Origin of the sequence: Mammaliicoccus sp. Dog046 (genome assembly GCF_034039665.1) — a bacterium.
Taxonomy (GTDB): domain Bacteria; phylum Bacillota; class Bacilli; order Staphylococcales; family Staphylococcaceae; genus Mammaliicoccus.
Genome location: NZ_CP120131.1, coordinates 2,192,685 through 2,216,174 on the forward strand (window position 1 = coordinate 2,192,685; position 23,490 = coordinate 2,216,174).

A 23,490-nucleotide genomic window follows, 5' to 3' on the forward strand; every position below is an offset into this window, starting at 1 on the left:
GATTAAAGCATATTATGAAAGCAGAAGTACAAGTAAAGCACCCAAAAACAATGGCCCTCATTTTAATGTTAGGCGCTTTTATCGGTTTATTTGGCGAAACCGCACTCAACATGGGCTTAACAAACGTCATGCAAGATTTCAGTATTAGCGCACCTACCGCACAATGGTTAACAACAGGCTACTTATTAGTCCTCGCTATCCTCGTACCAATTTCAGCTTACTTAACACGTTGGTTTACAACGAGACAACTCGTATTAGGCGGATTTATGATTTCTATAATAGGAACATTTTTTGCTGCAATATCACCTGTATTTGCGGTATTGTTGCTCGGACGTGTCATTCAAGCAATTGGAACAGGCATTATTTTACCCGTAATGATGACCGTTATGCTCAACATATTCCCTGTTAATAAACGTGGCGTTGTCATGGGTATTATGGGATTAGTCATTACTTTAGCACCAGCAGTCGGCCCGACATTGTCAGGTGTCATTATTACAACATTAAACTGGCATTTCATCTTCTGGTTTAGTGCCATCTTTTATGTAGGATTAACAGTTATTGCTTTTATTAAGATAAGTAATGTATCAGAAATCACTAAGCCAAAAATAGATTTCACATCTATCATTTTATCAACAATTGGTTTTTCCGGATTAATTTATGCGTTAAGTACAATGGCTGAAGTTTCAATCAGTTCACCTATTGTATGGTTGCCACTAGTAATCGCGATCATCTCATTAACATTATTCTGTGTTAGACAAACAAAAATGTCAGAACCAATGTTGAATCTGACTGTATTTAAACACCCTATGTTCACATTAGGTGTACTCATGATTTTCTTCTTAATGCTCGTTATATTATCGACAGCTATTTTACTACCCATTTATTTAAAAGGCAGTTTATTATTAACAGCAGCACTGGCTGGTCTCGTACTATTACCAGGTAATGCTATCAACTTTATATTGTCTCCAGTTGTTGGTAGTTTATTTGATAAATATGGTGCAAGATATTTTGGAATCGCTGGCTATTTATTATTACTTGTAGCAAGTATTGGATTCTCAATATCCATTACAGCCACAACACCAGTTTGGTTAATCATTAGTTTATTCATCGTACTATTTTTAGGTTCTACGATGATAATGATGCCAGCACAAACTAATGGATTAAATCAGCTACCACCTCATTTATATGCAGATGGATCAGCAGCAATGAATACGTTAATGCAAGTAGCAGGATCAGCTGGTACAGCATTAGCTATTACACTTTATACAGTAGGTCAACAACAAGTCACTGGTCATTCTAGTCATTTAGACGGCGGAGAAATAATCGCTCACGGTGTACAATTTGTCTTTTACTTTATAACAGGTGTCGCAGCATTAGGATTCATCACATCATTATTTGTGAAAAAAGCATAAAGTATAGAAGAAAGCTGGAACACATTGAAAAATGTCGTTCCAGCTTTTTCTATTTGAAATATTTAGTGTGGTGTGGGGATATCGTGCGTTTCAGGGGCAATCGCACGAAGAATTCCCAGGTTTCACCGAGATATCGTGCGTTTCGGTATCAATCGCACGAAGAATTCCCAGATTTCGACGAAATATCGTGCGTTTCGGTATCAATCGCACGAAGACTTCAGGATTTCGCCAAGATATCGTGCGTTTCAGGGGCAATCGCACGAAGACTTTCCGGATTTCGCCGAGATATCGTGCGTTTCGGTATCAATCGCACGAAGACTTCAGGATTTCGCCAAGATATCGTGCGTTTCGGTATCAATCGCACGATATCTTCTATACTTGAAATCCATCTAGGAAGATCTAAAATGCCTCCATAAAAAAGGGAGCGGAACAGAAATCTAATTTATAAAAAAGATTTCGTAGTCCCGCCCCGGCAAGGATGACTAGAGTTGGAAAAAGCTTGATACAAGCGTATTTTTAACTCAGTCATCTACTGCCAAGATACTAAAAGAGACTGAGACATTATATTATGTCCAGTCTCTTTTAATGTATATTAATCTAATTTAACTTTGTTTTCTGGAACTTCTGATTCATTCCACCAAAGTGCATCTTCTGGGTTTTTAGCTACTTTTTCTAATTCTTTTTTAGAAGATACTGTTGGGTATGAACCTTTTAAAGCTTTTCCTGAAGTTGTTTCAAATAGTACAAGAATTGCTACAAATCCAATAATACTTACTGCTGTTAAATAATATGCAGGTGCTAATGGATTATTTGTTGCGTGTACTAACCAAGTAGAAACTAATGGTGTTGTACCACCAAAAATTGATACAGATACATTAAACGTAACTGCTAGTGTACGGTAACGAACATCTGTATGGAATATACTTGGTAATAGACTTGGCATTGCACCTTCATATGTTGAAAGGAAGAAACCAAGAATGAATATACCTAATGAAATAAACATCAATTGATTCATGCCAATCAAGTAAAATGCTAATAATGAAAATGCTGTTAAGCCAAATGTACCGACAAGAACAACTTTCTTGTTACCAATTTTATCACTTAAACGTCCAAATAAGAACGCTAAAGGAACCATGATTACCATGACACTTGTAATAAGAATTGTACTTAATGATGCTGAAATACCAATTTCTCCTTCTAAGTAAGAAGGCATGTATGATAATAACATGTAGTTTGTGATATTGAAGAATGCTACTGCAATGAAGCATAATACGATATCTTTTTTATGATTTTTAAGGATTGACCCTAATGACTCTTGTTCATCATCATTGTCTGAAATTTCGTTTTCAAATATAGGTGTTTCGTCTAAATGTCTTCTTAAATATAAACCGAATAGTCCAAGTGGTGCACCTAAGATAAATGGAATTCTCCAGCCCCAAGATTGCATTTGAGCATCAGATAAACCAATTGTTAATCCAGTTGCTAATAAAGAAGCAAGGATATAACCAGCCAAAGTACCAATTTCTAATCCACTACCAAGAACACTTCTCTTCTTATCTGGAGAAGACTCTGCAATGTAAACCATCGCACCAGCATATTCCCCACCAGTTGAGAAACCTTGAATAATTCTAGCAATCAGTAATAGAATTGGCGCCCATACACCAATTTGATCGTAAGTTGGTAATAATCCAATTAATAACGTTGAAAATGCCATTAAAATAATTGTCGTTGTTAAAACAGTCTTTCTTCCCAATTTATCGCCAATTCTTCCGAAGATGACACCACCCAATGGTCTCATTAAGAAGGCAATGGCAAACGTTGCAAATGTAAATACTAATTTCAACTCATCATTTTCTACAGAAGAGAAGAAATTTTTACTAATGATAATTGCTAAATAAGAATATAACCCGAAGTCAAACCATTCCATCGCATTACCAATACCTGTTGCATAAACACTTTTCTTAGTTTGTTTCATGTCTACAACATTGACTTTATTTTTATTAAATTTCATGTTTTTATAAACACCCTTTCGATATAGTTATGTATAATAACAGATTGAAAAATAAAAACAACTGTAAAATTACACAATTTTAAAATATTAAAATTGTGAAAAACAAAACAATCACAATAGTTTATTAGGTTTGTAAGTGGTCGACCACTATTGTAAAATTGCACTATTTTCTATGTGTTTTTTTATTATTTTCCAAGATTTATACACGTTTTTCATAGGGAAATAAATTTTTAGAAAATTTTATATACCTACGGAGACATGATGATTCGAAGATAAATCGACTGGAATAATAAGTCATATAATGGGAATTATTTTGTTGAGAAATTTGGGTTGAGCGGGGATTTTTTTGTGGGATCGATTATATTGCATGAGGAAATGTTTGGTATGGGGCGTATCTTGGATTAACTTCGGAATTAACTCACGACTTGCCCTTTCTCTTGGATTAACTTCGCAATTAACTCACGACTTTGGCCTTCTCTTGGATTAACTTCGGCGTTAACTCACGACTTGCCCTTTCTCTTGGATTAACTTCGGCATTAACTCACGACTTGCCCTTTCTCTTGGATTAACTTCAGCGTTAACTCACGACTTGACCCTTTTCTTGGATTAATTCCAGCGTTAACTCACGACTTTGACCTTCTCTTGGATTAACTTCGGCGTTAACTCACGACTTGCCCTTTCTCTTGGATTAACTTCGGCGTTAACTCACGACTTGACCCTTTTCTTGGATTAATTCCAGCGTTAACTCCACACTTAATCTACGACTTTCACCAACTTATGCCCACCTCACATAATTTCTCCCATTTCTAAAGCAAATTCCACACCACAAACAACATAAAAAGCCGCTCAACTTTGTGTGTTCCTTCAACTTCACAATAGTTGGCGACTCTTTATCATTAATCTCGATTAAATTTTTTATCAACAAGTTTCCTCATGATAGTCAATGGACCTGTTCCTGCAATTGTTGCTGAATAATTGACGAGTTCATCAACCGAAACACGATTTTCGTCGTTCACCCAATATTTAATCATCGATATCATCGATCCTGTAATGTAACTTAAATAATATTCTTCAGGAATTCCGAATACATCTTCTCCTTCATCTATTAAAAATTCCAAATTATTTCTTACAAAAACGCTAAATTGATTCTCTATTTTACTTTTTCTTTCTAATGTTAATATCACTTTATAAAAATCTATATTATCATCTATGTGCGTAATTACTTTTCCAATTATTTTCTTAGCGAAATCGTCTATGAACGATGCCGTAGATGTTTGATCTAAAGCCATTTTACTGATATCTACCATGCCTCTAATTTTTTCAATTTGCTCATTTTCCATTTCATCTAAAAGTGCATACTTATCTTCATAATTTAAATAAAATGTACCTCTATTTACATCCGCTAAATCTGAAATTTCTTGAATCGTAATTTTTTCAATTCTATTTTCTTTCAACAACTCAATAAATGCTTTTTTAATCGCATTTTTACTTTTTCTAACTCGACGATCTTCAGCCATTTTAAAAATCCTCCCTTATTTAATGAACAATATTAATATTTTTGTTGATTAATGAACCAATTGTAATGTATTGACGATTGTATAATCTTTAAACCCTATTATAATAAACAATGTAATTAATAATCAACACTATGTTCAATAAAGGAGAATAAATCATGCAAATATTTAAAAAGAAATTATTTTGGATGGCACCTGTACTAGTTGCTGTCATTTTGTTAATACTTGCTGTTGCATTTTTACCAGCGTATAATCCAGAACCTAAATCAGTACCTATTGCTATTATGAACCAAGATAACGGCACTGCGATGCAAGATAAACAAGTCAATATCGGGAAATCTTTTGAAGATAAGATTAAAGACAACAAAGATCTTTCAGAAAAAGTTAAATGGATTTCTGTAGATAACAAAAAAGATTTAGACCAAGGTTTTAAAGACAACAAATACTATGGCGCGATTATCTTAGATAAAAATCTTTCAAAAGATAGCTTAAGTAAAGTTCAAAAAACTGTTCAAGATGCAAAAATGAAAGAAATGAAAGCTAAAGTAGAAAAACAAATTAAAAGTGGAGCAATGACGCCTGAGCAAGTTAAGCAAATGCAAAGCAAGCAACAAGCTCCAGAACCTGTTCAAGTAAAACAAGGACAAATCCGCGTCATTGTTAATGAAGGTTCAAGTATGCAAGGCGCACAACTTGCGAATACAATGCTTACAACAATTGGTGATCAGTTAAACAATCAAATCTCTAAACAAGGTATACAAATATTAGATAAAACAGACGTATCTGTTTCTGCTTCTGATATTCAAGACCTTACTAACCCAATTAATGTGGAAAAAGAATCAATGAATAAAGTTAAATCTCATCAAGCTAACGGGAACTTACCATTCTTAATGTTTACACCGATTTGGTTAGGCTCATTAATTACATCAGTTATCTTGTTCTTCTCATTTAGATCAAGTAACCTCATTACTATAAAAGACCGTATCATTGGATCAATTGGACAACTTGGGCTTGCCATTTTATCAGCATTAGTTGGTGGATTTGGATATATTTACTTCTTAACTGGCGTATTGAATGTCACAATTGACGATCCAAATAAAGTTGGCCTATACATTGCCATCGCATTACTAGCATTCATCAGTTTAATACTTGGTGTCATGACATGGCTTGGAATAAAAGCGATACCACTGTTTATGATATTGCTATTCTTTAGTATGCAACTGTTAGCTTTACCAAAACAAATGTTACCTCAGTTCTATCAAGATTATATGATAAGTTGGAACCCATTCAGACATTACGCTGAAGGTTTAAGATCACTTATATACCTTAATCATCCAATTGAATTAAACAGCACAATGTGGATGTTTATCGGATTCATTATATTTGGTAGTGTTTCTACAATTTCAGCAGCAATTATTAGAAAGCACAGTTCAAAAAGAACAGAAGTACCATCATAATAAAATATTTATGAATAGGCTGGGACATTAATAATGTCTCAGTCTCTTTTAGTATCTTGGCAGTAGATGACTGAGTTAAAAATGCGCTTGTATCAAGCTTTTTTTAACTCTAGTCATCCTTGCCGGGGCGGGACTACGAAATCTTTTTTTATAAATTAGATTTCTGTCCCGCTCCCTTTTTATTTGGGATAAAAGATATCGTGCGATTGACCTTGAATCGCACGATATCTCTGCTCCTAACCCTAACTCTTCGTGCGATTGACCTTGAATCGCACGATATCTCGCCTCTTACCCCTAACTCTTCGTGCGATTGATACTGAATCGCACGATATCTCTGCTCCTACCCCTAACTCTTCGTGCGATTGAACCTGAATCGCACGATATCTCCACATCCTATAAATTCCCATTCACAAAGTAAAAGCTAGGACCCCCTCAAATGGTGTCCTAGCTTTTTCCATACTATATTTATAATAATTTTTTCGCTTCGTTTAAAGATTCTTGTGTAATTTCATGACTATTCACCCATGTTTCATGCACTTCTGCTCCGCGTTCTTTAAATATTTCTATGACGCGTTTACTTTGTTCTGGTGTCACGATTGGGTCATTCTCTCCCATTGATAAGAATACATTAAATGCTGATAAATCTTTTGTATTTTGTTGTAAGTCTACTGGATACAATGGCGCAAACAGCAATGCTTTCTTAAATGGTGATTCTTCTCTTAAGATGACATTAATTGCGATATTCGATCCGTTTGAGAATCCTACAAGTACAACATCTTCTAAATTAAATTTATATTTTCGTGATGATTCTTCTATAAATTCATACAATTCTTGTCCACGAAATTCCAAATCTTCTAAATCATACTCACCTTCACCGCGGCGTTTAAAGAATCTTGCCATTCCATTTTCTGATACTTCACCTTTCACACTTAGAATGCCGTATGTTGGGTCTAATATTTTAGCAAGTGGTAACAAATCTCTTTCGTCTCCACCTGTTCCATGTAACATTACAAATACTGGTTTACCGTGTTCACCTTGTTTATAAATGTGTTTCATTGTATCTCTCCATTTCTATTGTGGTCTCTTTATCGTAAATGTTTGCCCAATCTCCGCATAATCATTACCTGCTAATCTGCTTACTGCGCCTAATTCATCTTTATTGATATAGCCATTTTCATAAATTGCTTCATCGAAATGATAATACTTCACTTCTAATAGAATCAAATCGGAAATGGGTTCTTCCTCTTTTCCAATGACGATATGATCATATAATTGCGTTTCAAATCGCACTTTACTTTGCTTCAATCCTGGCACTGCAACTTCAACAGAACCTACGAGATCAAATTCAGTACGATCAATTTCACTTTCGTCTGGTCCAAGCCTAGCTGCTGTTTGATTGGCATCTGCAACATTGTCTGTATCCACAATATGCACGACCGCTTCTTTATTCTGTAAAATATTTCGCGCCGTGTCTTTCATCTCACCTTCGACACGTTGTACAGCAATAGATAATATAGGCGGCTCCGAAGACACGATATTAAAAAAGCTAAACGGGGCAATATTTAATAACCCACTATCTGATTGTGATGTCACAAGTGCAATCGGTCTAGGAATAATGGATCCTATTAGCAATTTATAATTTTCTTTTTGTGTTAATGCGTCTGGTCGTAGTTTCTTCATTTGAACCACCTCTAGTTTAATTAATGTTGTCTGCTTGTATCGAACATTCTAATTTCTGATTCAATGTACTCACGTTTTGATTCTAAGAATGGTGGCAATGCAAGACTTTCACCTAATGTTTCGTAAGGTTCGTCTCCCATAAATCCAGGTCCATCTGTAGAAACTTCTATTAATATATGTCCTATTCTTGCATATAATGCTTCAAAATAATAACGATCAACATTACCTGAATTACCAATACGACGTTCGTTATATTTTTCTTCCCATGCTTTAATTGCTTCATGGTCTTTCAATCTAAATGATACGTGATGAACTTCACCGTAACCTTGTCTTGCTTCAGGACCTTGGTCGTCTTTTCTTAAAATCACTTGACCACCATTACCACCTTCTCCTACTTCAAACAATGTTACTTGTTCTTCTTCAACAACAGGTTTCATGCCATAAACTTCTTTTAATACGGCTTTAAAATCATCATAATAACTCACTGTAATTTCAATAGGTCCTAATCCGTAAATTGCTTTATCTTCTGGTACTGGACCATTTTTCCAAGGGATACCAGGGGCAACGCCTTCATTTAATTCATCTGAAATCAATTGATATCTTTGTCCGTCTTCTTCTTCAAATGGCAATACTTTTTTACCAAATAGATCTTGTATGCCATCATGTTTAACGCCGAATGATTCAAATCGGTCTAAATAATATTCAAGAGCTGCATCATTTGGAACTCTAAATGCTGCACGTGTAATTGAATTCGTACCTCTTTGACCTTTTGGATTATTTGGGAAGTCAAAGAATGTCATGTCTGTTCCTGCAGAACCTTGATCATCTGCAAAAAATGTATGATACGTATAAATATCATCTTGGTTCACTGTTTTTTTAACTAAACGCATACCGAGTACTTCTGTGAAGAATTTATAGTTTCTTACTGCATCGTTTGTCATCGCTGTTACGTGGTGGATTCCTAAAAGTTCATTATTTTTCATTTAAAATTCCTTCTTTCGATTTTTTATATTTATTTCGATTTCGAACTAGTTTCGTTGTAAAAAATTTTCGCTCTTAAACTTTTTCATAAGCGCTGATTTTTTTTAAAGCTTTTCTTAATACCGTTAATTCTTCATCATCTAACACTGAAAATGCAGCTTCTATCGCTTCAGCATGTTGAGGGAAAATATTATTCATTAAAGTGTGACCCGCTTCAGTTAGAACAGCGTAAGTGACACGTTTGTCTTTCGTGTCTTGTCGACGATTGACATACCCTTTCTTCGTTAGCTGATCAATGACGTATGTCGTGCTGCTATTCGCAATTAATATGCGTTCTTTTACTTTTTGAATCGGTTGATCGCCTTTATGAAATAACAATTCCATTACTGCAAATTCCGTTATCGTTAGTCCATAATTCACCATATCTTGCTTAACAATACGGTCTAAAGTATCATTCGTTCGTTTAATACCTACTAAAGCCTTTAAGGACTCCTTTGTTCTATCCATCTCATCACCTCTTCAAACATTTATTTCGATTTCGAAGTAATTGTAACGCGCCTGATTTTAAAAGTCAACCATTCTTGATATAAAAAGTATACTTAGTTTTGAACGGGTATTTTTTCAATTTTCTAACAAATGGAAATAAATTGCTTTTACAAATCGATTAACTTATAATTCTTATTGAAAAGGTAAGATATAGAAAAATATATTGGAGTAATGAGATGAAAGCTTTTGATTTAATCGGTAATACACCACTTGTTTTACTTGAACAATTTAGTACTGAGGCTATGAAGATTTATGCCAAACTTGAGATGTATAACTTAGGTGGCAGCATCAAAGATCGATTAGGGAAACACCTCATTGAACATGCGATGTCTCAAGGGGAACTCTCTACTGGAGACACGATTGTTGAAGCAACTGCGGGAAACACAGGCATCGGGCTAGCCATTGTGGCAAATCATTATCACATCAATTGTGTCATATATGCACCAGAACATTTTTCTGAAGAGAAGATGTCAATCATGCGTGCATTAGGTGCAGATGTTAGACGTACACCACGTTCTGAAGGTATGATTGGTGCACAACAACAAGCGAAAGCATATGCTGAGAAACATCAAGCATACTACGTTAATCAATTTAATAATGACGAGAACCCACGTGCTTACGTACATACATTAGCACAAGAAATTCTCGACCAGTGCCCGGATATTAATTATTTCGTTGCTGGTGCAGGTTCAGGCGGAACATTTTCAGGTACTGCTTCAGTCATGCATCAACACAATGTTAAAAATATCATCGTAGAACCTGAAGGCAGCATTTTAGCAGGTGGTGAAGCACATGCACATGATACGGAAGGTATTGGCGTTGAGAAGTGGCCGTCATTTTTAGATCGCTCACTTATTGATGATATTAAAGTCATCAGTGATCAAGATGCTTTTCATAACGTATCACAATTAGCATTGAAAGAAGGCCTCCTTGCTGGTAGTTCATCAGGTGCAGCATTACAAGCAGCAATGGATATTGCAGAAGACATTGACGAAGGTCATATCGTTGTCGTATTTCCAGACAGCAGTGATCGTTACATGTCAAAAAATATTTTAAATTATGGAGGAAACAATAATGAATAAAAAAACTTTACTTATACATGGTGGTCAAACAACAGATGCTTACACAGGAGCTGTTACAACACCAATCTATCAAACAAGTACGTATGAACAAGATGCAATCGGTGAATTAAGACAAGGTTACGAATATTCTCGTACAGCTAACCCAACGCGTTCTGCATTAGAAACTTTAATCGCAGATTTAGAAAATGGTACAAACGGTTTTGCATTCGGTTCTGGTATGGCTGCCATTTCAGCAGTTATTATGCTATTAGATAAAGGCGATCACATCTTAATTAATTCTGATGTGTACGGTGGAACTTATCGCGCACTTACAAAAGTCTTCACAAGATTCGGTATTGAATTTGATTTCATTAATACAACAGATGTAGCAAACATTGAATCTGCAATTAAACCAGAAACAAAAATGCTATTCATCGAAACACCATCAAATCCATTACTACAAATTACAGATATTAAAGCGGCAAGTGCAATCGCTAAAGAACATGATATTTTAACAGTTGTTGATAATACATTTATGACACCTTATTACCAAAATCCTTTAGATTTAGGTGCAGATATCGTACTTCACTCAGCAACTAAATATTTAGGCGGACACAGTGATGTCGTTTCAGGACTTGTTGTTACATCTACTGAAGAATTAGGAGAAAGAATTGGCTTTATTCAAAATTCAACAGGTGGCGTACTTGGACCACAAGATAGCTACCTATTAATTAGAGGTATAAAAACATTAGGATTACGTGTTGAACAAATCAACAAAAACGTTAAATCCATTGTAGATCTTTTAAATGAACATTCAAACGTTGTTAAAACAATACACCCATTAAACGAATCACATGTGAATCGTGACATTCACTTCGAACAATCCTCAGGATATCCAGGTATTATTTCATTCGAAGTAGCAGATGTAGAAAAAGCAAAAGCAGTCATCAAACATACAAAACTATTCACACTTGCTGAAAGTCTCGGTGCAGTAGAAAGTTTAATATCTGTTCCAAGTTTAATGACACACGCTTCAATCCCAGCAGAAATCCGTCATAAAGAAGGCATTGCTGACGGTATGATCAGACTATCTATCGGTATCGAAGACGGAGAAGACTTAGTCGCTGATTTAAATAATGCATTAAACCAAATATAAAATATTAGGCATCCCCCGGACATGTACGTGTCCGGGGGATTTTTTTGTGAGGTTTGTGGGATGTGTGCAGGATTTTTGATTGTTAGGGAGGCTGTAAGTGTCACTATTCCGAATTATGATCGTTAGAGAGCTGTAAGTGTCACTATTCTGGATTATGACCATTAGAATGCTGTAACGGACACAATCTAGAATTCTGTCCCTTAGAACACTGTAACGGACATAATCTAGAATTCTGTCCCTTAGAACACTGTAACGGACACAATCTAGAATTCTGTCCCTTAGAACACTGTAACGGACACAATCTAGAATTCTGTCCCTTAGAACCACGTAACGGACACAATCTAGAATTCTGTCCCTTAGAACACGTATCCCCCAAATACAACATGCCCGCACCTGTCCGCTAACTTCCTGCTAAACACAACATGCCCCCAGCACACCTTCACCCGTACTCACCATACCCCAAACCTCACAACACAAAAAAACACCCCACTTTTCAGCGAGGTGTGTCCAAATACAAATCATATATTTTCGAATTGTTTTTTAGAATTTTAATTTGTCTGGCTTATAAAATACGATGATAATACCGGCGATGAAGAAGAATCCGATTGCGATCATGAGTGGGAAGTTGATGTTAATATCAAATGCTGCACCTGCCACTAATGGGCCGATTAAATTCCCGACACTTGTCGCTGCGGAGTTCAATCCGCCAGCTGTACCTTGGTTATTCCCGGCTAATTTTGAAAAGTAATTCGTCATTGATGGTCGAATTAAATCGAAGCCGATAAATATAACGAAACTCACAAGCATCAATGTTATATATTTAGAAGCCATTAAGAAAGCGCCCAATATAACCATTGAATAAATAAGAGAGAATAGTGTCAATTTGATTTCCCCGATTTTACCGACTAAGCGTTCAAATAAGAATAATTGGAAGATGACCCCTATGATCGCACCACCAGTAATGGCGATGGAAATATCTTTCGGCTCAAATCCACCTTTCTCAGCTGTATATAATGAATACATCGTTTCAGTTGATGCCAACCCATATGAAAGAATTAACATAATGATCACTGGTACGACAAACAATTTATATGGGAATGGTTCTTTCACTGTTGTCTTCTGTTCTTCTGTCTTGTCATCGTCATTTGTTTCTTTCAACAACACAATTGAGAATAATAATGCGACTAATCCAAGACCTCCTGCAAAGTAAAAAGGCATGCGATGAGAGATTTCTGCTAAAAATCCACCGACACCTGGCCCTACAATAAACCCTGTATTGATAACTGCTGACATGTAACTAAAGTTCTTCGCACGGTTCTCAGATGTTGATAAGTCACCAATCATTCCGTTTACACCAGGCATGACAAATGCTGCACTGATACCACCTAATACTCTTGATAATAATAATACTGAGAAAGAATCCCCCATTGCGAAAATAAATTCTGAAATGGAGAATAATAACAACCCGATGATGATAATGATTTTCTTACCAAATTTATCTGCAAAGCGACCACCGAATGGCGATGCTATCATTTGGAACAAGGCAAACACAGCAACAAGCAGGCCTAAATCACTTCCATTTAAATCTAAATCATGTAAAATTGTTGGCAACACGGGTATGACAATACTAATTCCTAAAAACATCAAAAATATATTAAAATATAAAACATTTAATTTGTTCTTCATTATAGACCTCCTTAATTGCTACGTTTGTAAACAAATAGTTATTTACATTGTAATCCAATTTAATTATTTTTCTTTTTCTAACTTTCCTTAATCTTTAATATATACAATTTATAGTGTATAGTAACTATACAGTCAAGAGAAGGAGACCAATTTATGCAAAAAATTAATCAAATTCCTATAAGTGAGTTTGCTAGTTTAACAAATGTGACTCGTCAAACTCTTATCTATTACGATAAAATCAACCTTTTCAAACCGGATTATATCAATGACATGGGTTACCGTTATTACTCCATTAAACAAATTGAATTCATCAGCGTTATCACATTACTCAAGGAATTAGGCATGCCGCTTAAAGAGATTAAAGAATATACGCAAAACAAATCTCCCGAATACTTTTTAAATTTAATGACACAACAGAAGAAGACCATTCAAGCGCAAAAGCAGCATTTAGAATATAACGAAATGATCATCGATGATAAAATCCAACTCATTAAAGAAGCGATACAAACGCCATTCGATGAAATCACACTGCAAGAAATAGAAGAATCGACTTTCTACATCAGTGATGATATCGCAAATGCGTCAGAACTTGATTTCTTACTTTCCATTAATCAATTTATCGATGAACTCAAATCACACGAGCTATTTACTAGCCAACCGATTGGCGTCATTTCAAATAGAGCAGACATTATCAATCATAGATACCACAATTACAGTCATCTATACGTCAAAATTCCAAACGCCAAACGACATTACGAAAACACCATTACTTTAAAAGGCCAATACCTCATCGGTTACCATTTAGGGAGAGATACTAATATAGAAGAAACGTACTTAAAAATGATCAAAGAAATCGAAAACATGCATTTAAACATCGGACAATATGTGTATGAAGAATTTGTGTTTGATTCTGTCATTAAAAATAATGAAAATGAATATATTACGAAGATTATGATTGAAGTTGAATAAGTATAGTAACATTTCCCCTTGCACCAATCATTATCATTTGCTTAAAAATGATATTTATATCATGATAAAATTAAATCATTTTCAAAATTAAACAAAGGGGTGTTTTTTATGAAAAGAGCATTAATCGTACTTACAGAAGAATATGCGGATTGGGAATTAGCGTATATCGCCGCAGAACTTTCCATGTCACATGAATTTGAAATCAACACGGTCTCTTTAGGTGAATCTACTGTCACGTCAATCGGTCAAATCAAGACGGTGGTCGATTATACTATTGACCAAATTTCAGAAACTTATGATGCACTCATTGTTATCGGTGGAAATAGCTGGTCAACGATTGAAAACGAACAACTCGTCTCACTGATCAAGTCATATTTAGACCAGTCTATCGTCGTTGGTGCGATATGTGGTGCTGTAGACTTCTTTGCTAAAAATGGCTTACTCACTGGTTACAAACATACGGGTAATGACCTCAACACTTGGACGACAGTCGAAGATTATAAGCAATATCATAATTCATTAGACTTTGTGAACGAAGACAGTGTAGCAGATAAGAACCTCGTCACTTCAAACGGATCCAGCAGCGTGGACTTTGCTTTCAATATCATACAAGCACTCGGACTTCTCGATCGTAAAGAAGCTGAGAAGAATAAATACTTCTATAAATCAGGATATGTCGCATATAAATTGAAGTATGGTGAAATTGGTTAAAATAGAAAAGCTGAACTCGAAGGAAATTTCGAGTTCAGCTTTGTTTTTTACTTATAGTATTTCTAATTTCTTCAATTCATCTATTATTCTATCTGTGTTTTTATTATCTTGAAATTCATTAATTTGTCTGTATTTGTGCATGATATTTTCAGGAACCTTATAGTTATTGGCAATAGCTTTTTGCACAATATTTACTAATGACTCTGCTGAATACGCAATTTCTCCTGGTGCGTTATTATCATTAACTGGTGGTATCGCTTTATAATTTTCAATTAAATAATCTTTTTCTTCCCAATAGAATATTGGGTATGCTCCTCTATAAATACTATCATAAATTGCTGAAGAATAGTCAGTTATAAATATGATAGAATCCTTCAAAGCCTCACTTGGATTAGGTTCAATCATTTCTTTATATTCTGGGAGTTTATCATAAATATACTCAGAAAACTTATTATGAGGTACAACAAGTAATCTATCTTTTAAACCAGCTTTTTCGAATTCATTTATCACTTTAATAAGTGATCTGAAATAACTTGTTTTAGTTATATCTCCAGAATAAATCAATCGTTCTTCCCAATATCTATAAGTTGGCATATATGCTATTTTATCAGCGCCTTCTGATAAAGTAATATTATCAAATGTAGCTAATCCTGTTTTAATTAAATCATTATCGTCGTAACCCATTTTATAAAATTGTTCAGCCTCTAAATCAGATGATATAACATTTTTTATATTATTATACTTGTTATAATTTTTATGGAATCCAAAGGCCATTGGATTATCTACTGGCTTCGCGAACATTATTCCATGTTGTAAAAAGACACTTGGTGTATCCATTATTTTATCTCTTAATGAATCAATATAAATTCTGTCATTGATGATATGATTTGGTAACTCTGAAGAAACAAAATAGTCAGATTCATATAATTTTAAGTAATGCTTGAAACTGTACTTTTTCAATAAGAATTTCCCGTATTTCTTTTTCATTTCTTTAAAGTAACTCGCATTTTTATCTAAAATAAAGTAATTATTAGAATTGATATTTTTATTTTCCATGACTTTATCAAAAACTTTGATTGATGATTCTTCCGCTCTCTCACTTTTCTTTTCAAAGTAAATATTAGTATTCTTATTTTTATTTTTCTTAGAGAAAAGTTTTGCAACTTTGATTTTAATTTTATTACTCATACTATATTCTTCTGAATAAGGTATTGAAGTAAGTGTTAAATTTGCGCCTAAATTATTTCTTAAAATCATTACATTATCTTTAAACACTGATGATTTCAATGTCTGCATTGGTTTTGCCAAACTTGATAAACCAACATTATGCAGAACAAAATCTTCACTACCACATAATATATTTGTATGAATTCTATCTAATTTTTCAATTTCCTCAAACGGAACTTTACCAACTACAAATTGATTTAATACTTTCAAATTTTTAAATGGTCGTTTAAATTTCCCAACTTTATTATCTTTATCTTGTAAATAAATATAGTCATATTTATGTTTAGCACGATAACCATTATGTTTAAATCGTCCGATTAGATAAAAAGATTTTTTCAATTTAAATGGTAATAAAAGTGATGTATATCTCGAAATCAATTTAGGATTAGATCTCAATACATGTACCCCATTACTATTATTAAAAATAAAATATTTTCTGTTTTTAAAACTGAAATATAATAATATATGTTCTTTTTTAATTTTTTCTGTCATTCTTAATTCTCTTATTAACGTAGGTGATAAACCAATTTTATTTACATTTAAAATTACACTGTCATCATTTTCTTTATTTGTTAGCTCTATATTATTAGAATTAATCATTCTTAAGCTAAAGTTTTCATTTTGATAATGAAGTTTAAAGATAAACTTTCTATAAATAATTTCATTTAAAAATCGATCATAGGTAATAATAACAACTAAATTATTGAACTTTAACTTCGCTATTGTAATGTATCTTTGTCTTTCCGACTCAATACCTAAATCAAAATCATGTGTATATACAATGGTTTTTGTATCATTTTTTTCACTAAACAAATCGTTCAATGTAAATAAAAGTTTACCTTCTAAATAAAATTCACCAATATGTCTATTTGCTATTTGGATATCCAAACATTTATTTATAATCACTTCATAATTAAAAATCGAATCTTTTATTTCTTGACTATCTGCATATATATGACCATTCCATGCATAAATGAATGTTTTATCATCTATACATGCAATAATTTCATCATTTATATCGTTGGTTTTGCATAATAAAACCTTGTCATCCTTAGGTATATATTTAAATTTATCTTCCTTTGATATATTGTCGTTAAATAATATTGCATTATCTTGTATTTCAAAATCAAATTTATTTGAAAATTTTATTACTGTCACACTTAACCCTCCATAATTTAAACTTATCTATTGTTCATTGTTTTGTTTGGCATTCATTATAAAATTCACCTATAAAAAAGAAGAACTCCCTATTAATAATCATTAATAGAGAGTTTAACGGGGATCCTTCAAACAGTTATAGTACAACCCATTTACGTTTTTGTAAATCTTTTTTTCCACACAAACGTATTCTATTGATTATTTTTTAGCCAAACAGATTCTTCATAAGCTTTAACCGCTTCTTGATAATGATTGCTTTTTGGTATGATGCCATGATCAACCGCTTCATTATAAGCATTCATTTTAGTCTGCTCATCTTTGTGACTATAAATCACTTTAGATAAATCTTTTTGATTTTTAATATTTAAATCATTGGCTTGATTTTTCTTTTTAACTTGTTCAGTTTTTTCTTTTTTGCTTCCTTTTTTGCTATGTTCTGAATGATCAGTTGTTTCCATATACCAAGCAGATGCAATAGTTAAGCAAAAAATGATCACTACGAGAATGATGTTTCTCATTGTTGAATCTCTCCTCAAATTTTAAGCAATATTAATATTAAACTACAATTTATCACATTTGTAAAATTTACATTTACAATTTTAATCTTAAATTTACAAATATACGAAATGTAAACAATTACATTAAGATTAAATCTTTTTTAATATACAATATTTTGAAATAGACAGTTTGATGTTTCATAGCCTGTTAGTCTCCATAATAAAAAGCACTACCCATATCGTATCCATTTTGGATTTGATTATCGGTAGTGCTTAATATTTAATTTAAAATAGTTCTGCTATATGTTGCATCTTCATTTATAAATTTTTCTTCTATGCTGAAGCTATCTATATTGTGATCATATACCAAATTTCCATAAATTTTATTTAAAAAGCTAACCTTTGAAAATAATTTTATTAAACTACTAGGTAACTTCAAAATTTTACTGTTCTTATTATTTAATTCTCTCATTTTAACTATAGCTACATTAGTATTTAAATAATATTGATTTTGTGGATGGAAAGTTCCTGAACTTTCTTTCTGAATCAATTCACCAATATAGATTTCTAGATTCTCTATATAAATGCTACTACGTTGGTTATCAATTTGAGGATATAAAGGTAATAATTTCGAAACTTGAATTAATCTATGAAAATTCCCTGGTGCTTCCGATCCATATATCATTGGCGGTCTAACTACTGCTATTTTAAATTTTGAAGATTTCATTTCATATAATTTTTCTTCTGCTCGTAGTTTAGAAATACCATATTCTGTTGTTGGCTTCTTAGCTGTATTTCTATCAATCGTTATATTTTCTCCAATTTTCCCTTCGACACCAAATACTGACATTGTACTGAAGAATATAAATTGTTTTGTACCTTCTGTTTTAGCCTTTTCAGCTAATTCTCTTGTTAAATGATAGTTAACATTCATATAATCAACCATTTTAGCATTTGGTTCATTATTATGTACAAGTGCAGCGAGATGAATAATAACATCAAACTTTCCAAAATCTAAATGCTTCCACTCATTTCCTCTTACACTAATACTTTCTACTAAGTAATCCTGATTTGTTAAATACTGTTCTAAACGATTACCTACATAACCATGCTTTCCAGTGATTAATATTGATTTACTCATTAATGTTTCACACCTTCAGAAGTTATCGTATTTCTGATTGTCTTATAAATAATAAACATATCTAAAGTAAAGTTTTGATTTTCAACATAATATTTATCATATTGCACTTTTTGATCATCTGAAATGTCATCTCTACCCATTACTTGTGCTAAACCAGTTAGCCCCGGCTTAACTGTATGTACATTTTCACTTGTTCTTTTTTCAATTAAATCATATTGATTGTATAGCGCAGGTCGTGGACCAACTACAGACATATCACCTTTGATGATATTAAATAATTGAGGTAATTCATCTATAGACGTTTTTCTAATAAAGCGCCCTGACTTTGTAATATACATACTTGCATCAATTTTATCTGTTGCTACATCTGGTGTTTCTACTTTCATAGATCTAAATTTATAAATATTAAATATCTTATTATTTAAACCAGGTCTTTTTTGTTTAAATACAATTGGACCCTTAGATTCTAATTTAATGATTATTGACGTTATCATTAAAATCGGAGAAGCAACTAGAATCACAAAAAGCGAACTAAAAAAATCAAATAATCTTTTCATCCCTTATGACCTCACTTTAATAATTCAAAATATTTTTCTGTACTTAATTTTCTTGTGTAATTATCTTTAAATAAATGATATGCGTTTGTTCCTATTACTTTAAGATTTTCAGTACTATTAGTTTCAATAAATTTTTTCATTTCTGAAAAATCGCCATTTTCTACTTGAATTCCAGCATTATAATCTATGAGTTGTTTCACAATATCAGTTTCTTTATTCATTATCGCTATCAGTGGCTTTCCAGCTGCTAGATAGGCATAATTTTTACTAGGAACGCCAAGACCTGTACCTTCTTCGACTAATGAAACAATACAACAATCAGCAATATTTAATACGTCAGAATAATCTGTACCTGTTAAGAAATCATATACGACTGCATTATCAATACTTTGATTTTTAATATATTGTTTTACTTCGTCTTGTTTTTTTCCATGTCCACATAAGATTGTAAATATCTCACTATTGCCTTTAACAGAATCTAAGAATTTCATAATCGTATCCATATCTTGCAGTTGCCCCATGTTCCCGCTATAAAGTAATATCTTATTATATTTACTTCGTATTTCTTGAAACTTCTCGTTTAAAACTTCTTCGTTATTTACTGCTTTTTCATCATACCAATTAGGAATAACGTGAATATTATCTTCATTCTCAGAAATTTTATTACTTAAAACATAATTTTTCATTTCTGTTCCTAATACGATTACGTGCTTTGCATTTGTATAAACATGCTTATTAATATATTTCATTACTTTATCAATCATGCTACCTGGCTTTGTTGCGCCTGTTTTAATCGCATTATCTGGAGCAATGTCATAAGCCACAAACGAATATTTCTTTTTAAGAATTCTATATAATAAATCTGGAATTAACGGTAGAATCGGTGGATTAGAATATACAAGGATATGATCATACTTCAACATTCTAGGCATATTTACTAAAAACATTGTAAATAATGAGAAGAAATTAACGATTCTTCCTACTTTAGATTTATTGTTAAACTGAGCATATTTTAACCTTCTAATATTTATCCCTTTATATGTTTCTTTTTTTACTATTTTTTTTGATTTAGCATATTCATATGGCCATCCGCACATTACATCAATATTTAAACCCTTTTCAACTAAATCTTCTGCCATTTGAGTTGGTAATGTTGCTGAAGATACATATTCAGGATAAAAATACTGACAAAGGATTAATATCTTTTTATTTTTCATAATCAACCTCTTCTTTAGATTTCATAAATATTATTAAAATTATAATAAGTAACTGAATCATCCGAGTTAACTATATTTTTAGTATCAAATATAACTTTGTTTTTCATTGCAGAAAGAACTTCCACCGATATATTTTTATATTCATTATGATCTGTTAAAACTAATGCTAAATCACTATCGTTTAGTGCTTTTTCAATATCATTTTCAACCCAATCTAAATGGACATGACTATCTTGTGCTACAACTTCGAATTCAGATTTCAACTTTAATTCATGATATATATCTAAAGCTGGTGATTCACGAATATCATCGATATTACCTTTATAAGTTAAACCTAATACTGTGATTTTCTTACCCTTAATTGATTTCATAATTTCATTTACCTTCTCAATTACGAAACTCGGCATACTATTGTTGATTGCTCTAGATTTAGAAATAATCTGAGCATTTTTTTCATCACTTGCAACAATAAAGTAAGGATCAACAGCAAGACAATGACCACCTACTCCAGGTCCTGGTAAATGTATATTCACACGAGGATGTTCATTAGCAAGTTTAATTACATCTAATGCATCTACTTTTAAAGTATCACTAATTTTTACTAATTCATTTGCTAGCGCAATATTCACATCTCTATAAGTGTTTTCCATTAATTTAGACATTTCAGCAGTACTTGCTTTCGTTTCTAGAAGCTTTCCTTGAACTAAAACTTTATATAAATCTATAGCTTTTTTAGTACATGCATCTGTAATACCACCAATAATTCTATTATTATGAACCATCTCATGAATAATTTTCCCGGGTAATACTCTTTCAGGACAATGTGCTAAATAAACATCTTTCCCAACTTCAAATCCATAAGATTCTATCATTGGTTGAACAACATCTTCTGTAGTTCTTGGAGCAATTGTAGATTCAACGATCACTGTGTCACCCTTTTTGATAACACCTTGTAACTTCTCAACAGCACTCTTTAAATAAGAAACATCACAAGAGTTATCTTCTAAATGAGGTGTTGGTACAGCAATAATGTAGTAATCAGCTTCTTCAACTGTTGTAGAAGCTTTAAATTTTTTAGAATCTAAAGATTGTACTAGCAACTCTTCCATCCCGTTTTCTTCAATATGTAATTGTCCATTGTTTAATTTATTTACAACAGATTCATTTACATCTACACCTACTACATCTACATTTTTTGATGCAAATAATAGTGCAGTGGGTAAACCAATATAACCTAACCCGATTACTGTTAATTTCATATTATTTTTCCTCTTTTACCTTAAAATTTTTATTTTTAGCATTAATATAAATCATGATATAAAAAGCAAGATAAGCTAAAAACATACCAATACTATTAAACACTATAAATTCTAGAAAACTTAGCCCTATATTTACGGTTAAAAAGTAACCAACAATTGTTACCCCTAAAAATATAGATTGGAATATTAACTCTATATGTTGTTTATTAAATACAATAACTGATAATGATACTGTCGATACAATCATTCTTATCATAAACATTGGAATAACAATTTTGATAATAAAAATTGTATCTACCCAATCACTACCTAAAATAGCAGTAATTAATTTATCATTAATAAAGTAGAATGGAAGATACAAAAATAAACTCAAAACAATTAATATTCCTGAAATACTAGTTAGTTGACCTCGAAAACTACCCGTTGACATATAATTTTCGTGTGAACTTTGCATAAAAATTTTTGACAGCCCTAAGGTTATTATTGTGATCGGTACACCAAGAATTCTTGTGACCATTCCATAAATACCAACATCTTCATTTGTAAATAAAATACCTATAAAAAATATTACAACTGAAAAAGACAGACTGTTCAAAAATATCGAAGGAGTAGAAAATATTAATTGATTTTTATTCTTGATAAATTCGTTAATGATTTGATTTTTATTTTTTATAATTTTAAAGTGGTTTTTAAATGATTTATATCCTATTGTAACTCCTGCAATATAAGAAAAAGCAAAACCAATTATTAACCCTACACTTCCAAAGTACATATATCCTAATATGATTTGTATTAATGACATAAACAATGCTCGAGATATATTTATAATTCCAAGCATTTTATAATTTTTCTCTCTATTTAAATAACTAGTGAAAATATTAGTAAGACTAACTAATAACAAAATGACAATCACTAATATAGTTTCAAGCATATATTCCGGATGTAGAACAATATAAACACCAGCCACAGGAAGCAAAATCAATATTATTATTAAAGATATTACAAAACTAATTGATGAAAGAATGTTAGCTCTTTTATCACTTTTAGCAGTTATGATTAATAAATCATATCTAGCATTAATAATAGGAATTAACACTGTTACGACATTCGAAAAAATAGTGAATACACCAAATTCACTTGGCGAATATAATCTTGAAATAATTGGTATAGTTGCTATTAAAATAATTTGTGCTATCCCACTCGACAAAACCATAATTAAAGAATCATTTAAAAATTTATTTTTACTCATT

General features: G+C 32.3%; 20 protein-coding genes. 6 read left to right on the plus strand and 14 right to left on the minus strand.

All coding sequences use genetic code 11. The features are described from left to right. The first annotated feature begins 14 nt into the window (after positions 1-14). A complete protein-coding gene (locus tag P3U32_RS10915) occupies positions 15-1,412 on the plus strand; it encodes a DHA2 family efflux MFS transporter permease subunit (protein WP_323703174.1) in 1,398 nt (465 codons plus the stop codon). 592 nt (positions 1,413-2,004) lie between these two features. Here P3U32_RS10915 and P3U32_RS10920 read toward each other — a convergent pair. Together P3U32_RS10920 and P3U32_RS10925 are read right to left on the minus strand one after the other, a co-directional pair. Then, complete coding sequence (locus tag P3U32_RS10920) at positions 2,005-3,423, minus strand: MFS transporter (protein WP_323703176.1); 1,419 nt, start codon at positions 3,421-3,423, stop codon at positions 2,005-2,007. Between the two features lie 896 nt (positions 3,424-4,319). Then, the gene (locus tag P3U32_RS10925; protein ID WP_323703177.1) at positions 4,320-4,940 is read right to left on the minus strand and encodes a TetR/AcrR family transcriptional regulator; all 621 of its coding nucleotides are present in this window, start codon (positions 4,938-4,940) and stop codon (positions 4,320-4,322) included. 155 nt (positions 4,941-5,095) lie between these two features. On the opposite strand from P3U32_RS10925, the gene P3U32_RS10930 reads away from it, so the two are divergent. Continuing rightward, complete coding sequence (locus P3U32_RS10930; RefSeq protein WP_323703179.1) at positions 5,096-6,394, plus strand: YhgE/Pip domain-containing protein; 1,299 nt, start codon at positions 5,096-5,098, stop codon at positions 6,392-6,394. A gap of 465 nt (positions 6,395-6,859) precedes the next feature. Here the strand turns inward: P3U32_RS10930 and mhqD are convergent, their stop codons facing one another. The 4 genes from mhqD to P3U32_RS10950 all read right to left on the minus strand — a co-directional run bounded on the left by mhqD (position 6,860) and on the right by P3U32_RS10950 (position 9,562). Further along, positions 6,860-7,450: a methylhydroquinone degradation carboxylesterase MhqD gene (mhqD, locus tag P3U32_RS10935; protein WP_323703180.1), complete on the minus strand. Its 591-nt coding sequence runs from the start codon at positions 7,448-7,450 to the stop codon at positions 6,860-6,862. Between the two features lie 15 nt (positions 7,451-7,465). Further along, on the minus strand, positions 7,466-8,074 hold the full coding sequence (locus tag P3U32_RS10940; protein WP_323703185.1) for a flavin reductase family protein: 609 nt from the start codon (positions 8,072-8,074) through the stop codon (positions 7,466-7,468). Positions 8,075-8,094: 20 nt separating this feature from the next. Continuing rightward, positions 8,095-9,057 (minus strand): ring-cleaving dioxygenase MhqE, encoded by a 963-nt coding sequence (gene mhqE / locus P3U32_RS10945; RefSeq protein WP_323703187.1) that lies wholly within the window; start codon positions 9,055-9,057, stop codon positions 8,095-8,097. A gap of 73 nt (positions 9,058-9,130) precedes the next feature. Further along, on the minus strand, positions 9,131-9,562 hold the full coding sequence (locus P3U32_RS10950) for a MarR family winged helix-turn-helix transcriptional regulator (protein WP_323703188.1): 432 nt from the start codon (positions 9,560-9,562) through the stop codon (positions 9,131-9,133). A 215-nt stretch (positions 9,563-9,777) separates the two neighbouring features. On the opposite strand from P3U32_RS10950, the gene P3U32_RS10955 reads away from it, so the two are divergent. Both P3U32_RS10955 and P3U32_RS10960 read left to right on the plus strand, forming a co-directional pair. Beyond that, on the plus strand, positions 9,778-10,683 hold the full coding sequence (locus P3U32_RS10955) for a PLP-dependent cysteine synthase family protein (protein ID WP_323703190.1): 906 nt from the start codon (positions 9,778-9,780) through the stop codon (positions 10,681-10,683). Then, positions 10,676-11,818 (plus strand): bifunctional cystathionine gamma-lyase/homocysteine desulfhydrase, encoded by a 1,143-nt coding sequence (locus P3U32_RS10960; protein ID WP_323703192.1) that lies wholly within the window; start codon positions 10,676-10,678, stop codon positions 11,816-11,818. Before P3U32_RS10955 ends, P3U32_RS10960 begins: the two co-directional genes overlap by 8 nt. Positions 11,819-12,358: 540 nt before the next feature. On the opposite strand, the gene norA is transcribed toward P3U32_RS10960, so the two are convergent. Next, entirely contained in the window at positions 12,359-13,504 is a 1,146-nt protein-coding gene (gene norA / locus P3U32_RS10965; RefSeq protein ID WP_323703194.1) for a multidrug efflux MFS transporter NorA, read from the minus strand. Positions 13,505-13,657: 153 nt separating this feature from the next. Between norA and P3U32_RS10970 the strand changes: the two genes are divergently transcribed. Both P3U32_RS10970 and P3U32_RS10975 read left to right on the plus strand, forming a co-directional pair. Continuing rightward, positions 13,658-14,473, plus strand: a complete 816-nt coding sequence (locus P3U32_RS10970; RefSeq protein WP_323703195.1) for a MerR family transcriptional regulator — start codon at positions 13,658-13,660, stop codon at positions 14,471-14,473. Positions 14,474-14,581: 108 nt separating this feature from the next. Continuing rightward, entirely contained in the window at positions 14,582-15,184 is a 603-nt protein-coding gene (locus tag P3U32_RS10975; protein ID WP_323703197.1) for a DJ-1/PfpI family protein, read from the plus strand. 51 nt (positions 15,185-15,235) lie between these two features. On the opposite strand, the gene P3U32_RS10980 is transcribed toward P3U32_RS10975, so the two are convergent. The 7 genes from P3U32_RS10980 to P3U32_RS11010 form a co-directional block, all read right to left on the minus strand. Beyond that, positions 15,236-17,569 carry a CDP-glycerol glycerophosphotransferase family protein gene (locus P3U32_RS10980; RefSeq protein ID WP_323703198.1) on the minus strand — a complete coding sequence of 778 codons (2,334 nt, stop codon included), beginning with the start codon at positions 17,567-17,569 and terminating at the stop codon, positions 15,236-15,238. 191 nt (positions 17,570-17,760) lie between these two features. Further along, positions 17,761-18,087: a hypothetical protein gene (locus P3U32_RS10985; RefSeq protein WP_323703199.1), complete on the minus strand. Its 327-nt coding sequence runs from the start codon at positions 18,085-18,087 to the stop codon at positions 17,761-17,763. A gap of 259 nt (positions 18,088-18,346) precedes the next feature. Beyond that, positions 18,347-19,207, minus strand: a complete 861-nt coding sequence (locus P3U32_RS10990; RefSeq protein WP_323703200.1) for an NAD-dependent epimerase/dehydratase family protein — start codon at positions 19,205-19,207, stop codon at positions 18,347-18,349. Then, positions 19,207-19,764 carry a sugar transferase gene (locus P3U32_RS10995; protein WP_323703202.1) on the minus strand — a complete coding sequence of 186 codons (558 nt, stop codon included), beginning with the start codon at positions 19,762-19,764 and terminating at the stop codon, positions 19,207-19,209. The genes P3U32_RS10990 and P3U32_RS10995 overlap by 1 nt, the downstream gene beginning before the upstream one ends. Positions 19,765-19,775: 11 nt before the next feature. After that, complete coding sequence (locus P3U32_RS11000) at positions 19,776-20,981, minus strand: glycosyltransferase family 4 protein (protein ID WP_323703203.1); 1,206 nt, start codon at positions 20,979-20,981, stop codon at positions 19,776-19,778. Between the two features lie 14 nt (positions 20,982-20,995). Continuing rightward, positions 20,996-22,240: a nucleotide sugar dehydrogenase gene (locus P3U32_RS11005; RefSeq protein ID WP_323703204.1), complete on the minus strand. Its 1,245-nt coding sequence runs from the start codon at positions 22,238-22,240 to the stop codon at positions 20,996-20,998. A gap of 1 nt (position 22,241) precedes the next feature. Next, a complete protein-coding gene (locus P3U32_RS11010) occupies positions 22,242-23,489 on the minus strand; it encodes a lipopolysaccharide biosynthesis protein (RefSeq protein WP_323703205.1) in 1,248 nt (415 codons plus the stop codon). Position 23,490: the final 1 nt, after the last annotated feature.